This is a genomic window from Polaribacter sp. L3A8, from assembly GCF_009796785.1.
In the GTDB taxonomy this organism is placed as follows: Bacteria; Bacteroidota; Bacteroidia; order Flavobacteriales; family Flavobacteriaceae; genus Polaribacter.
Window position 1 is genome coordinate 3,798,192 of the sequence record NZ_CP047026.1, and the last position, 15,324, is coordinate 3,813,515.

General features: G+C 31.8%; 10 protein-coding genes. 9 read left to right on the top strand and 1 reads right to left on the bottom strand.

The annotated features are described in order from the left end of the window. The first annotated feature begins 1 nt into the window (after window position 1). From mraY to GQR92_RS15810, 9 genes are all read left to right on the top strand, one after another. The gene (gene mraY / locus GQR92_RS15770) at window positions 2-1,228 is read left to right on the top strand and encodes a phospho-N-acetylmuramoyl-pentapeptide-transferase (protein WP_158841193.1); all 1,227 of its coding nucleotides are present in this window, start codon (window positions 2-4) and stop codon (window positions 1,226-1,228) included. Further along, a complete protein-coding gene (murD, locus tag GQR92_RS15775) occupies window positions 1,229-2,563 on the top strand; it encodes a UDP-N-acetylmuramoyl-L-alanine--D-glutamate ligase (protein ID WP_158841195.1) in 1,335 nt (444 codons plus the stop codon). A gap of 101 nt (window positions 2,564-2,664) precedes the next feature. Continuing rightward, a complete protein-coding gene (locus GQR92_RS15780; RefSeq protein WP_158841197.1) occupies window positions 2,665-3,849 on the top strand; it encodes an FtsW/RodA/SpoVE family cell cycle protein in 1,185 nt (394 codons plus the stop codon). Then, window positions 3,833-4,927 (top strand): undecaprenyldiphospho-muramoylpentapeptide beta-N-acetylglucosaminyltransferase, encoded by a 1,095-nt coding sequence (murG, locus tag GQR92_RS15785; RefSeq protein WP_158841199.1) that lies wholly within the window; start codon window positions 3,833-3,835, stop codon window positions 4,925-4,927. The genes GQR92_RS15780 and murG overlap by 17 nt, the downstream gene beginning before the upstream one ends. After that, the gene (gene murC, locus GQR92_RS15790) at window positions 4,924-6,276 is read left to right on the top strand and encodes a UDP-N-acetylmuramate--L-alanine ligase (protein ID WP_158841201.1); all 1,353 of its coding nucleotides are present in this window, start codon (window positions 4,924-4,926) and stop codon (window positions 6,274-6,276) included. Before murG ends, murC begins: the two co-directional genes overlap by 4 nt. After that, window positions 6,266-6,991: a cell division protein FtsQ/DivIB gene (locus GQR92_RS15795; protein WP_158841203.1), complete on the top strand. Its 726-nt coding sequence runs from the start codon at window positions 6,266-6,268 to the stop codon at window positions 6,989-6,991. Before murC ends, GQR92_RS15795 begins: the two co-directional genes overlap by 11 nt. A 6-nt stretch (window positions 6,992-6,997) precedes the next feature. Beyond that, window positions 6,998-8,356 (top strand): cell division protein FtsA, encoded by a 1,359-nt coding sequence (gene ftsA / locus GQR92_RS15800; RefSeq protein ID WP_158841205.1) that lies wholly within the window; start codon window positions 6,998-7,000, stop codon window positions 8,354-8,356. A 61-nt stretch (window positions 8,357-8,417) separates the two neighbouring features. After that, window positions 8,418-10,271, top strand: coding sequence for a cell division protein FtsZ (gene ftsZ / locus GQR92_RS15805; protein ID WP_158841207.1), 1,854 nt, complete (start codon window positions 8,418-8,420; stop codon window positions 10,269-10,271). Between the two features lie 185 nt (window positions 10,272-10,456). Then, window positions 10,457-13,105, top strand: a complete 2,649-nt coding sequence (locus GQR92_RS15810; protein WP_158841209.1) for a DUF6923 family protein — start codon at window positions 10,457-10,459, stop codon at window positions 13,103-13,105. Between the two features lie 1,007 nt (window positions 13,106-14,112). Here the strand turns inward: GQR92_RS15810 and GQR92_RS15815 are convergent. Next, window positions 14,113-15,300, bottom strand: a complete 1,188-nt coding sequence (locus GQR92_RS15815; protein WP_199269150.1) for a pyridoxal phosphate-dependent aminotransferase — start codon at window positions 15,298-15,300, stop codon at window positions 14,113-14,115. Between the last annotated feature and the right edge of the window lie 24 nt (window positions 15,301-15,324).

Consider the following 15,324-nt stretch of genomic DNA (forward strand, 5'->3'; position numbering starts at 1 on the left):
AATGCTGTATTATTTATTTGAATATTTAGAAAGTATAATGGATTTTCCTGGTGCAGGATTGTTTCATTTTATCACATTTAGAGCTGCAGCGGCCTTTATTTTATCCTTATTAATTTCTACCATTTATGGTAAAAGAATTATCGATTTTTTAAGAAATCAACAAGTTGGAGAAACGGTAAGAGATTTAGGTTTAGATGGTCAAAAACAAAAATCAGGCACACCAACAATGGGTGGTGTTATTATCATTTTAGCAACATTAATTCCGGTTTTATTATTAGCCAAATTAGATAATATTTATGTAATCATTTTGATTATAACCACGGTTTGGATGGGGTTAATTGGTTTTTTAGATGATTATATAAAAGTTTTCAAAAAAGATAAAGGCGGTTTAAGCGGTAAGTTTAAAGTTTTAGGTCAGGTTGGTTTAGGGATCATTGTTGGGTCTATGCTTTATTTTAACGATGGAGTTACCATTAAAGAACAATTACCTAAAGACCAGCAAATAGTAAATAAAGAAGGTAGAAAAATTGTTTTTGGTGAAGCGCATAAATCAACAAAAACAACGGTTCCTTTTTTAAAGAACAATGAGTTAGATTACTCTAAAGCATTGAGTTTTTTAGGTGATGGTTATGAAAAATATGGATGGATAGTTTTCATATTTGTAGTTGTTTTTATTGTAACAGGTGTTTCTAATGGAGCAAATTTAACGGATGGAATAGATGGTTTGGCAGCAGGTTCGTCGGCTATTATGGTTATAGCTTTGGCGCTCTTTGCATGGGTTTCTGGTAACATCATTTTTGCAGATTACTTAGATGTAATGTATATACCAAACTCTGGAGAAATGACTGTTTTTATATTGGCATTTGCAGGGGCTTTAATTGGTTTTCTTTGGTATAATACCTACCCAGCACAAGTTTTTATGGGCGATACAGGTAGTTTAACAATTGGTGGTATTATAGCTGTTATTGCAATTGCAATTCGTAAAGAATTATTGTTACCAATTTTAGCAGGAATATTTGTGGTTGAAAACCTATCGGTAATTATGCAGGTTTCTTGGTTTAAGTATACTAGGAAAAAATACGGAGAAGGAAGAAGAATTTTTAGAATGTCTCCGTTACATCACCATTATCAGAAATTAAGTTATCACGAAAGTAAAATTGTAGTCCGTTTTTGGATTGTTGGAATTTTACTAGCCGTACTTACAATTGTAACCTTAAAATTAAGATAGATGAAAAGGTTAGTAATTCTTGGTGGGAGAGAAAGTGGTGTTGGTGCAGCGCTTTTAGGAAAACAAAAAGGCTATGAAGTTTTTGTGTCTGACAAGGGTGCTATATCAAAAAAATATAAAGAAGTTCTTTTAAATAACGAGATTGATTTTGAGGAAAATCAACATACAGAAAACAAAATTTTAAATGCAGCTGTAGTTGTAAAAAGTCCTGGAATTCCAGATACCGTTGCTTTAATTGTAAAGTTGAAGGAAAATTTGATTCCTGTTATTTCGGAAATTGAATTTGCAGCTAAATATACCAAGGCAAATATTATTGGTATTACAGGTTCTAATGGTAAAACAACCACCACATTATTGTTGCACCATATTTTAAAAAATGCAGGTTTAGATGTTGGTGTTGCAGGAAATATTGGAGATAGTTTTGCACAACAAGTTGCGGAACAATCGTATGAGAATTATGTGTTAGAATTAAGTAGTTTTCAGTTAGATGGCATCGAAGAGTTTAATAGTCATATTGCTATTTTAACCAATATTACACCAGATCATTTAGATAGATATAACTATGATTTTGATAAATACATCGCCTCAAAATTTAGAATAACAAAGAATCAAAAAGCAACCGATTATTTAATTTATGATGCAGATGATGAAGCCATTAATACTTGGTTAAAGAAAAATAAAACAAGTGCAAAATTAGTTCCGTTTTCACTTGAAAAAAAATTAGAGTATGGAGCGTATATCAAAGACAACAATATTATTATCAATATAAATAAAGAAAAAATTAACATGCCGATATCAACTTTATCAGTAAAAGGAAAACATAATACTAAAAATGCAATGGCAGCAACAATGGCAGCGCAATTGTTAAAAGTAAGAAGACAAGCGATTAAAGAAAGTTTAGAAGATTTTGAAGGAGTAGAGCATCGTTTAGAGAATGTTGCAAAAATAAAAGGTGTAGCGTTTATAAATGATTCTAAGGCAACCAATGTAAACGCAACTTATTATGCCTTAGAGTGCATGGATAAAACAACTATTTGGATTGTTGGTGGTGTAGATAAAGGAAATGATTATAATGATTTATTGCCTTTGGTTAGAGAAAAAGTAAAGGCAATTGTTTGTTTAGGTCTTGATAATGAGAAAATAAAAAACACTTTTGGTAATGTAGTTGATATCATTGTAGAAACTGCCGGAGCAGAAGAAGCTGTAAAAGTTTCTCAAAAATTAGCAGAAAGAGGAGAGTGCGTTTTGTTATCTCCATGTTGTGCAAGTTTCGATTTGTTTGAAAACTATGAAGACAGAGGTATCCAGTTTAAAAATGCTGTAAGAAGTCTTTAAAAAGTGTAATTGTTTATTTGTTTAATTGTGTAAATGTTGATAATTAATTTTTGAAAAGATTATTTAAATCTTTTTAAAAACTAAAAACTAAAAATTATAAAGTGAAAACCATTTTTCAATACATAAAAGGAGATAAAACCATTTGGGCTATTGTTGCTATTTTAGCAATATTCTCATTTATGCCAGTATATAGTGCAAGTACAAACTTGGTCTATGTGGTAGGTTCTGGGTCTTCTTTGGGGTATTTAATGAAGCATATTTTGCTGTTAATTATGGGGTTTGCTATTATTTATGGTGTACACAAAGTACCTTATAGATATTTTTCTGGAGGCTCTGTTATTATGCTTCCGGTTATTATCTTTTTGTTGATTTATACGTTATCGCAAGGAACAACCATTGGGGGGGCAAATGCAAGTAGATGGATTCGAATTGGTGGTATTGGTTTTCAAACATCCACTTTGGCAGGTTTGGTTTTAATGGTCTATGTAGCAAGGTATTTGTCTAGAAATAAGGATAAAATAATTAGTTTTAAAGAAAGTTTATGGCAATTGTGGTTGCCTGTTGCTGTTATTTTACTCTTAATTTTACCTGCAAACTTTTCTACAGCAGCTATTATTTTTGTGATGATTTTAATCTTAACTTTTCTTGGAGGATACCCAATTAAGTACTTAGGATTTATAATGGGAGCAGGAGTTGGATTTCTCTTACTTTTTATTTTAGCAGTAAAAGCTTTTCCGGATGCTATGCCAAATAGAGTACAAACTTGGCAAAATAGAATAGAGAGTTTTTCTGATGATGAAGGCAAAGAAGCATATCAAGTAGAAAAAGCAAAAATAGCCATTGCTATGGGGCAAACATTTGGTGTTGGTCCAGGTAAAAGCATACAGAAAAACTTTTTGCCACAGTCTACATCCGATTTTATTTATGCAATAATTGTAGAAGAATATGGCTTAGTTGGTGGTTTTTTAATTGTGTCTATCTATTTTATTTTGTTGTTCAGAATATTTGTAGTCATTAGAAAAACAACAACAATTTTTGGAACTTTATTAGTGTTAGGAGTTGGATTGCCAATCATTTTTCAGGCATCCATAAATATGGCAGTTGCTACCAATTTATTTCCAGTAACAGGGCAAACTTTACCGTTAATAAGTAGTGGAGGTACTTCTATTTGGATGACGTGTTTTGCGTTGGGAATGATTTTAAGTGTAAGCGCATCCAAAGAAGAAACAGAAGAAGATATTTTAGATGATAACCCTTTAGACATACTTCATGAAGCACTCGATTAACATATTAATTTCTGGAGGAGGAACAGGAGGACACATCTATCCTGCAATTGCAATTGCAAACGAATTAAAGTTGCGTTATCCAGATGCAAAGTTTTTGTTTGTAGGTGCAAAAGATAAAATGGAAATGGAAAAGGTTCCGCAAGCGGGATATGAAATTAAAGGATTGTGGATTTCTGGTATTCAAAGAAAGTTAACGATTGCTAATTTATCGTTTCCTTTTAAGTTGATAAGTAGTCTGTGGAATGCATCAAAAATTATTAGAAAATTTAAACCAGACATTGCTATTGGTACTGGTGGTTTTGCAAGCGGACCAACATTAATAATGGCAAATAGAAAGGGAATTCCGACGTTGATACAAGAACAGAATTCGTATCCAGGAATTACCAATAAATTATTAAGTAAAAAAGCAAACAAAATTTGTGTTGCTTATGATCATTTAGAACGTTTTTTTCCTGTAGATAAAATAGTAAAAACAGGAAATCCTGTTCGGCAAGATTTATTATCAATTCATTCTAAAACGGAGGAAGGAAAAGCATTCTTTAAATTAGATGTGAATAAGAAAACGATTTTAGTTTTAGGAGGCAGTTTAGGTGCGAGGAAAATAAATCAATTGGTAGAAAATAATTTAGATTTCTTTAAAAAAGAAGGGGTTCAGGTTATTTGGCAATGTGGTAAATTGTATTTTGAAGAGTATAAAAAGTATAATAAATTAGATGGTGTTCAGGTTCATCAGTTTTTAAATAGAATGGATTTTGCGTATGCAGCATCCGATATTATTATTTCTAGAGCAGGCGCAAGTTCGGTATCAGAATTGTGTATTGTTGGTAAGCCGGTAATATTTATTCCATCGCCTAATGTGTCGGAAGATCATCAAACTAAAAACGCAAAGTCAATTGCAGATAAACATGGTGCAATTTTGTTAAAAGAGAGTGAGTTAGAAACGTTTTCAATAGTTTTTGAAACATTGCTAAAAGATAAAGGAAAACAAGAGCATTTATCAGAAAATATAAATGAATTAGCGCTTCCAGGAGCAACAACAGATATTGTTAACGAAGTAGAAAAATTATTAAAAAAGTGAATTTAAACAATATACATAACGTCTTTTTTGTCGGTATTGGTGGCATAGGAATGAGCGCAATTGCTCGTTACTTTGCTACGAATGGAAAAAAAGTGGCTGGTTATGATAAAACTCCTTCTCAAATCACTTTAGGTTTAGAAGATTTAGGAGTTGAAATTCATTTTGAAGATGAGGTGAAAAACATTCCAATTTCGTTTTTAAATACCAAAAAAACGTTGGTAGTATATACACCTGCAATTGCTAAAAATAATGCTGAATTAAATTATTTTTTAGAGAATGGTTTTACGGTTTTAAAAAGATCAGAAATTTTAGGAAGAATCACAGAAACTACCTTTTGTTTAGCGGTTGCAGGTACGCACGGAAAAACAACTACATCTTCTATTTTAGGTCATATTATGGCAACAGTTAATGCAACTTCTTTTTTAGGTGGAATTGCAGAAAACTATAACTCTAACCTAATTTTGGGTGAAGATAAAATTAGTGTGGTAGAAGCAGATGAATTTGACAGGTCTTTCTTAAAATTGAGTCCTAATATTGCTTGTGTAACTTCTATGGATGCAGATCATTTAGATATTTATGGAGATGCCGAAGCTTTAAATGAGTCTTTTATAGAGTTTGCAAACAAGGTTTCCGGAACGTTAATTGTTGCAAAAGGGTTACCGTTAAAAGGATTGACGTATGCTGTTAATGATGAAGCTGATTATACCGCTTTAAATTTAAAAATTGAAAGTGGAAAATATATTTTTGATGTAAAAACACCTGCGTCGGAAATTAAAAATATTGAATTTCATTTACCAGGTCAGCATAATGTTATGAATGCTTTAGCGGCATTGGCAATAGCAGATGTTTATGGTATATCGTTAGAAAATATCAAACAACGTTTGTCAACTTTTAAAGGGGTAAAACGTAGGTTTTCTTATAAAATTAAAACAAACGATTTAGTGTTGATTGATGATTACGCACATCACCCAACAGCAATTAATGCAGTAGAGAGTTCTGTGAGAGAAATGTATCCGGATGAAAAAGTGTTGGTTGTTTTTCAGCCTCATTTATTTTCTAGAACAAAAGATTTTATTGAAGATTTTGCTTCGGCTTTATCTAAATTCGATGAAGTTTTGTTGTTAGATATTTATCCTGCAAGAGAAGAACCTATTGTTGGAGTTGACTCTGAATGGTTGTTGAATAAAATTGATTGTAAGAATAAAAAATTAACTAAAAAAAATAATTTAATAAAAGATATTAAGAATTCAGACGCAAAAGTAGTGGTAATGTTAGGTGCAGGTGATATTGGAGTGATGATTAATGAAGTTACAAGTCAACTTTTAAAAACAACTAATAATGATGATTAAGAAGTTTTTAAAATACATAGCTTTCCTTTTGTTGATAGTGGTTTTGGGGTTATTGTATAGTTTTTCATCAACCAGAAATTCTAATAAAAAAGTGAAGGATATTGTGGTGGAATTTGAAGCTGGAGAGAATAATTTTTTGACACATGCCATGGTTAATAAATTGTTAATACAAAATGATTCAACCGTGAAAAACCAAGCAAAATCTGTGATAAATTTATACAGTTTGGAGAAAATGGTTTCTAAAAACCCGTATGTAGAACATGCAGCTGTATTTTTAACCATTGCCGGTACCTTAAAAACAATTATAAAGCAGCGAACACCTGTGGTGAGAATTATGAATAAAAATGATTCTTATTATGTTGATAAACAGGGTGTAAAAATACCTTTATCTCCTAATTATTCGGCAAGAGTAATGTTAGTTTCTGGTGTTAAAAAAGAGGAAGAAATTAAGGAGTTATTGCCATTAATATCCTTTATCTTGCAAGACAATTTTTTGCAAAAAGAAGTGGTTGGTATTGAGAAGTTTAATGACGGTGAGTATCAGTTTACCGTGAGAAGTGGAAGTTATAAAATCGATTTTGGGCAATTAACCGAAATGGATGTAAAATTTAAGAAGTTAAAAGCGTTTTATAATAAAGCATTTGAAGATAAAACGATTGAGGATTATAAAACGATTAATTTAAAATATCACAACCAAGTTGTGTGCGCAAAATAAATCAAAATGGAGAACAATAAAATAGCAATTGGTTTAGATATTGGTACAACCAAAATCGCAGCAATGATTGGACGCAAGAACGAATATGGTAAGATAGAGGTTATTGGTATTGGTAAAGCAAAAAGCTTAGGTGTAAAACGTGGTGTTGTAAGTAATATTACACAAACCATACAGTCTATTCAGCAAGCTGTAGAAGAAGCAGAAAGTGTTTCTGGTGTTAAAATAGAAGAAGTTGTTGTGGGTATTGCGGGTCAGCATATTCGTAGTTTACATCACAGCGATTATATTACAAGAAACAATGCAGATGAAGTAATTGATGAAAATGATATTGAAAATTTAGTAAACCAAGTTCATAAGTTGGTGATGCTACCTGGAGAAGAGATTATTCATGTGTTACCACAAGAATTTAAAGTAGATTCTCAAGCAGATATTAAAGAACCAATAGGGATGTATGGAGGTCGTTTAGAAGCGAATTTTCATGTAGTTGTAGGGCAAGTTTCATCTATTAGAAATATAGGACGTTGTGTTAAAAGTGCAGGTTTAGGATTAAGTGAAATTACTTTAGAACCTTTAGCGTCTGCATCCGCAGTATTAAGTCAGGAAGAAAAAGAAGCAGGTGTAGCATTGATTGATATAGGTGGCGGAACAACTGATTTGGCTATATTTAAAGACGGAATTATTAGACATACAGCAGTAATTCCTTTTGGAGGAAACGTAATTACAGATGATATAAAAGAAGGTTGTTCTATTATAGAAAAACAAGCAGAGTTATTAAAAATAAAATTTGGTTCTGCATGGCCAGGAGAAAATAAAGAAACAGAAATTGTTTCTATACCTGGATTAAGAGGCAGAGAACCAAAAGAAATTACGCTTAAAAATTTATCTAAAATTATACATGCAAGAGTGCAAGAAATTATTGAGCATGTGTATTTAGAAATTAAAAATTACGGTCATGAAACTGCAAAAGGAAAATTAATTGCAGGTATTGTATTAACAGGTGGTGGTGCACAATTAAAGCATTTACGTCAGTTAGTAGAATACATTACAGGTATGGATGCCAGAATTGGGTATCCTAACGAACATTTGGCAGGTGATTCTGATGAGATATTATCAAGTCCTGCTTTTGCTACCACTGTTGGTTTATTAATGGAAGGTTTAGAAAAGCAAAAAGCTAGAGAAGAAAAAGAAGTGGCTGAAGAAGTTATAGAAGAAGTTATAGATGAAAGTACAGAACAGGTTTTAGAAGAAAGACCACCTGTAGAGGAGGTACAACCCAAACCTATAGAAAAACCAAAGCCCAAAAAGAAGTCGTTTTTTGAAAAGTTTACAGAAGGATTAAAAGACTTTTTAGACAACGCAGAGTAAGATTAAGAGAAAAAGATAGAACAAAAAATAAAAAATAATAATAAACAATATATCGGTTATTATGAGCGCAGAATTCGATAACATTTCATTTGACATGCCTAAAACGCAATCTAACACAATTAAAGTAATTGGTGTTGGTGGTGGTGGTAGCAACGCAGTAAACCACATGTTTACGCAAGACATTAAAGGAGTAGACTTTGTAATTTGTAACACAGATGCACAGGCTTTAGAAAATAGTCCTGTTCCTAATAAAATTCAATTAGGGGTAAGCTTAACATCTGGTTTAGGTGCAGGAGCAAATCCGGAAGTTGGAGAGAAGGCGGCTAAAGAAAGCATGCAAGAAATACAGCAAATGCTAAATACCCAAACAAAAATGGTATTTATTACTGCTGGTATGGGAGGTGGTACTGGTACAGGAGCAGCTCCAATAATAGCTAAAATAGCTAAGGATATGGATATCCTTACTGTAGGTATTGTTACAATGCCTTTTGCTTTTGAAGGTAGAAGACGTTCTAAACAAGCTCAATTAGGAATCGATCAACTGCGCCAAAATGTAGATTCGTTAATTGTTATTAATAATAATAAACTGCGTGAAGTTTATGGAAATCTTGGTTTTAAAGCTGGTTTTTCTAAAGCAGATGAGGTTTTGTCTACTGCTTCTCGTGGAATTGCAGAGGTTATTACGCATCACTATAAACAAAATATTGATTTACATGATGCTAAAACGGTACTTTCTAACAGTGGAACCGCAATTATGGGTTCTGCAAAAGAAGAAGGACAAACTAGAGCTAAAACAGCTATTGTAAAAGCACTAGATTCTCCTTTATTAAATGATAATAAAATTACAGGAGCAAAGAATGTGTTGTTGTTAATTGTATCTGGTACAAACGAGGTTACGTTAGATGAAATTGGAGAAATAAACGATTACATTCAGGATGAAGCGGGTTATGATGCCAACATTATTATGGGTATTGGTGAAGATGAGAATTTAGGTGATGCTATTGCTGTAACTATTGTTGCAACGGGTTTTGCTGCAGATCAACAAAGTACCATTACAAATACTGAGGTAAAAAAAATTGTACACACTTTAGAGGATGAACAAAAAGCTACGTATGACTTTAGTGAAAAAACAGTTACAAAAGCACCATCATTAAATGAGCCTTTAACAAATAATGTAGAGCAAAAAATTGTACATACATTAGAAGAAGAGGTTGATGTACCAAAGTTAAACTTGGTTAAGACAACTAATGAAATAGCAAATATGTCTGTTGTTTATGATGAAATTCCGTTAGAAACTATTTCTGAAGAAGATTTTGTTATTACAGATGTAACACCTGTTCAAGAAATACAGGTTGTTGAAGAATCAAAAGCGAGTCAACCTAATTTATTGTTTGATTTACCTTTAAACCCAAAAGCAGAGGCAAAAGTAACAAAAGTAAATGAGATTGAAGTTTTTGAAGAGGAAGAAATTATCTTTAAGAGAAAGGACGTAGAAAAACGTTATGTTTTAGAAGATTTTGATGCACAACCAACCATTGGTAAAAGTTCTGGAATTGTTGAGAGAAAAGCTGTTGAAGAGGAAATTAAGTTTGAATTGAAAACGAGAACTCCACAAGGAGATATTAATCAAATTGATACGCAAAGCGAAGAAGTTTCTCCTTTAGATTTAACAATTACAGAATTGCAAAAGAGAGCAGAAGAGCGTCGTAAAAAAATGAAAGGTTTCAACTATAAGTTCAATGATCAAATGAACAAGAATATAGATGAAATTGAGCGTCAACCTGCATATAAAAGATTGGGTGTTAATTTAGATATAAACAGTCCGATAAGTAATACGAAAACATCTATTAAACAAGATGCTGACGAAATTGGTTTAAAATCTAACAATTCATTTTTACATGATAATGTAGATTAGTCACTACATACAACTCCCCTTTATAGACTTAGAACCACACCTTTTATCGGTGTGGTTTTTTTGTTTTAAAGAATATATTAATTCGTCATTTTAAAACATCAGTTCGTCTACACTTTTAGGTTAATTGTCTTGGTATGTGATGTTAAAAAGTAGTATATTAATACCTTTACATAAAAATACGAATTATGATTAAACATTTACCCTCTTCAATTACTAGCGTTTTATTCTTTTTAGTGGTCATTTTAAGCATATCTATAACTGCGCAAAATGAACCTTTTAATTGTGATTATAATGCATATTTATTTCAAAGAAATGATATTTATGCTTTAGATTTAGCTTCAGGTAGCTCTTATGTTGTTAAAGAAGATGTTACAGAAGGATATGTAAATGCAGTAGGTTATAACCCTGCAGACGGGTATATTTGGGGATCATTAAGTGCGCCTGCAAAAACAATTGTAAGAATCGGAAAAAACTTTAATGTAGAAACTTTTTATATAGACGAGTTACCAACTTCTAGTAGGTATGTTGGTGATGTTAGTTCGGAAGGAATTTACTATTTAAAAGGTGGTGGAACCAGTTATTTTAAAATAGATTTAAATCCAGAATCTGCTAATTACACAAAATATGTAAGTACAAATACTTTATCAAAAAATATTTCTGTACATGATTGGGCTTTTAATGCTGTGGATGGTCATTTATATACTGTAGAAAAAAAGACAAATATATTGTATCGAATTAACGCTGCTACAGGTGAAGTAACTGACTTAGGAGAAGTTCCAATTTTAGCAGGATTAAATTATACCTATGGTGCTGTTTATTTTGATGCTTCAGGTCGTTTTTATGTTTCAGCAAACCAAACAGGAACTGTATATGTAATTCAAAGTGTACAAACATTACAAGAAGGTAGTTCTTTAGATTCTAATCTTTTTGCATACGGACCTTCAAGTAGTTCTAATGATGGAGCAAGATGTCCTACGGCACCAGTGCCTCAAGAAGATTGTGCAAATGGAGTTGATGATGATGGTGATGGTTTAGTAGACTGTGATGATCCGGCTTGTTCTGGGGTAGCAGCGTGTCCTGTACTTGCACCGCAAGTTTCTAGTGGAAATGATGGTGGTTTAGAAAGTAATGACCGTCTTTCTCAGCAAATTAATCAAAGAAACTATTTAAGAAAAAAAGGAAACTATAAGTTTGATAAATTAAAAGCCAAAAAAGTTGTAAAATCTAAGAGTTATAAGAAGTCTGCGTCAAAAAGTACCAGTTTTGAATTAAAAGATTTAATTCCTTTGGATGTAATTCCTGGAACCACAACTGTGGAATCTTCACCGTCAGATTTAATTGCTATTACAAATGCAACCGAACTGTATTCTGTAGATTATGTAAAAGATGGTGAAACAGTAGCAGTTGTTTTAGCGACAAAAACAGAAAACGGAGTGTATGAACACACAAAGTTTATTTGTGATAGATTGTTAGGAGCAGAATTATTGTCTGTTTCTACGATAGAATTATTTCAAGAAGAGATTGAAGAAGGTGAAGAAGGAGAGGGAAAAGAAGGCGTGCATTTTATTAAATCAATTATAAAGAATAGCAACGGATCAAAGGAATTTGTTTTAAGTTTTTCTGGAAGATTGATAAACAACGATGTGAATTTTGAAATAGACAGTCATTGGAATATAGATAAATATGAAGCGGGTGCAACTTACTATAACTTTCAAATCTGGACAAATAGTGTAGATGATTTGTTAACTTTAGGAGAGGAAGCTTTGGCTTTATTTGAAATACAAAAACCTATTTCAGATTACGTTACATCAACACCACCACCTGTATTTGTTAAAAAAGGAGCTTATGTAAATGGTACTTTAGAGTTAGAGTTGATTAATATACGTAGGAGTAAAAGTGTGGTTATAGATGCAGGTTTTAAAAGAACGGAAACTTCTACAACAGAATATTTTAATAATACAATAGATTTAACTGGTAATTATATTGAAACTTTGGTTATTGAAACAGGAAACATTTTTGATATCGGTTTTAGAATAGAAAATGAATATAATTTAACGCCAGATGATTTATTTATGTCGGATGGTGTTTGGGGAAAAGACGATTCTCCTGCAGGAACCACTGTTAACGAATTTGTAATTACACAAAATGATAATATTTATGCTGGAAGTGGTTATAGGGTAGAAAGAAATATTTCTATAAAAGCAAGCACAAGTGAGTATGTTTCTGCATTTAGATCATTTACACCAAGAAGTACTGCTATAGATTTATCTGAATTTGATACGTTTGAATTAGATGCAAGCGGAACAGGAGATTTAGAAATTACCATCTTAAAAGAAGGTATTGATGCTTGGCAAAATCAATTTAGAACCACTATAAAATTAAATGAAACAGAAGCGCATTATGCAATTCCTTTATCGCATTTTGTGTCTGCAGCGGGCGGTAGTATTAATTTAACTGATGCTATAAATATTACTTTTACAATGTCTTCTGATGGAACAGCAGTTTTAGAGAAAGCAATGAATTTAAAAGACATACAGTTTACACAACAAGCACTTAGTGTTAATACAGATGTTATTGCAGAAAATGAAGCGCTTTTAATACCAAACCCAATGAAATCTAATGCTGAATTAAGTTTTTATTCAGAAACAAATGCAACCACCAAAATTGAAGTATATAATGTAACAGGTGCTTTGGTTAGAAAAATGGAAGAAAATACTACGATAGGAAACAATAGTATATCTATGTTAAGAGAAGGTTTAAAATCTGGTGTTTATTTTATCAAAATTAGAAATGATTTTAGAAATTATAAAACAATTAAATTGGTTGTGAATTAAAAATAATTTAAGCTTTTATTATTTATAAATCCCGTAATTAATTTTTAATTACGGGGTTTATTTTTAGAAAATTTTCTTTTTCCGTAAATTATCAATGCTATAATTCCTTCTTTTTTAGGTGATTGTTACTTTTTTGTTTTGTAACGTTTTTATTTAGAGGTTGTCTTCTTTGCATAATTAACTAAACAAAATATCATGAGATATAAACAAACAACTACCTAAGAGGAAAGAGGAATTTTAACATCTGTTTACAAACAAGATCTTAAAAAGAACATGAGGTTAAAGAAAGTTAAGTCTGTGTCTAGAATTAAATCTATGATTTTAAATCACCAAGGAAAAATAGAACGTCAGGTTGGTACAATCTTGTAGGTTCCTTTATTAGTTTGGTTATTATTATTTCCTCTTAATAGGGGTATTGTTGTTTATTTAGTGTTTTGCTGTTAATTAAGTTCTTAGTTACGGTTTAAGTAGCATTTTTTGTCTGGTTTGTAAGTAAGATTATCTTATAATCTAGTGTATTCGTTCTTTAAAAGGTTTTTAACTTACAAAACTCCGCTGAAAGGAGCAAAGTTGCTCTTTAACTATAGTTAAATGTTAATGAGCTGATTTGGTGTTTTTTAAGTTGTTTTAAAATTATCTTTGAGTAAGATTATAAGAAACTGATATAAATATTAAAGATATATAGCCCCCTAGAGAGTTCCCCCAAATTTTCTTAAAACCATGTCTAAATTTAGATGTGGTTTTTTGTTGTTATAGCTTTTAGAGAATATTAGAAATCTTTGTTCTTAATAAATAATTGGGCTTTAGGTGAGTAAATCTGTTTGCAAGTAATTATGCGTGAAGGATTGAAACAATTGTTTGAGCTCTTTTTGTTTTTACAAAAAAGCGAGTGTTGAAAGCCTGACCTGAAAGGGCACGCCATAAAATAGTAGATGCTGAAAATAAATTTGGCACAAAAAAAAATCCATCTAAAAAAGATGGATTTTATATTTAAGATATTTTAAAGTTTAGCTTAATGCTTCTTTAATTCTTTTTACTGCTTCTCTAATTTGTAATTCTGATGCTGCATAAGATATTCTAATACAGTTTGGTGTACCAAAAGCTTCACCAGTTACTGTAGCTACATTTGCTCTTTCTAAGATAAATAAAGAAAAATCGCTTGCAGTTTCAATTTTATATCCGTTGATGGTTTTACCAAAGAATGCTGAAACATCTGGAAAAACGTAAAAAGCTCCTTCTGGAACGTTTACTTTAAAGCCGTCAATTTCTCTTAATAAACCAATAATGATATCTCTACGAGTTTTAAACTCGTCTACCATATACTGAATTTTAGAAACTGGTGCTAAAACCGCTGTAATTGCTGCTCTTTGAGCAATACAGTTTGTACCAGAAGTAATTTGACCTTGCATTTTTGTACAAGCCTTAGCAATCCATTCTGGAGCACCAATATAACCGATTCTCCAACCTGTCATAGCAAATGCTTTTGCCAAACCGTTTACGGTAATGGTTCTGTCGTACATGCTTTCAATTGCTGCAAAACTAAATGGTTTTGTTTCGTAATTGATATGTTCATAGATTTCATCTGATAAGATAAAAATCTGTGGGTGTTTTTCTAAAACTGCTGCCAACGCTCTGTATTCTGCTTCACTATAAATAGTTCCACTTGGGTTGTTTGGTGAGTTAAAGAAAATCATTTTTGTTTTAGGCGTAATAGAAGCTTCTAACTGTGCTGGAGTGATTTTAAAATCATTCTCTATAGAAGAAGGAATTTCTACATACGTTGCTTCGCATAGAATTGCAATTGCAGAGTAACTAACCCAATAAGGTGCTGGTAATAAAACTTCATCACCTGGGTTTAATAATACTTGTGCAATGTTTGCTATAGATTGTTTTGCTCCTGTAGAAACGACAACTTGACTTGGTTTGTATACTAAATCGTTATCACGTTTAAACTTTACGCAAATAGCTTCTTTTAAATCTGCATACCCATCTACTGGAGAATACGAATTGTAATTTTGATTGATAGCTTCAATAGCAGCGTCTTTAATAAAATCTGGCGTATTAAAATCTGGTTCTCCCAAACTTAAACCAATAATATCTTTTCCTTCTGCTCTTAGTTCTCTTGCTTTAGCAGCCATTGCTAAAGTTTGAGATACAGGTAAACTGTTAATTCTGTCCGATAATGGATTTTTCATTTTACTGTTAGTTGTTGTTGTTCT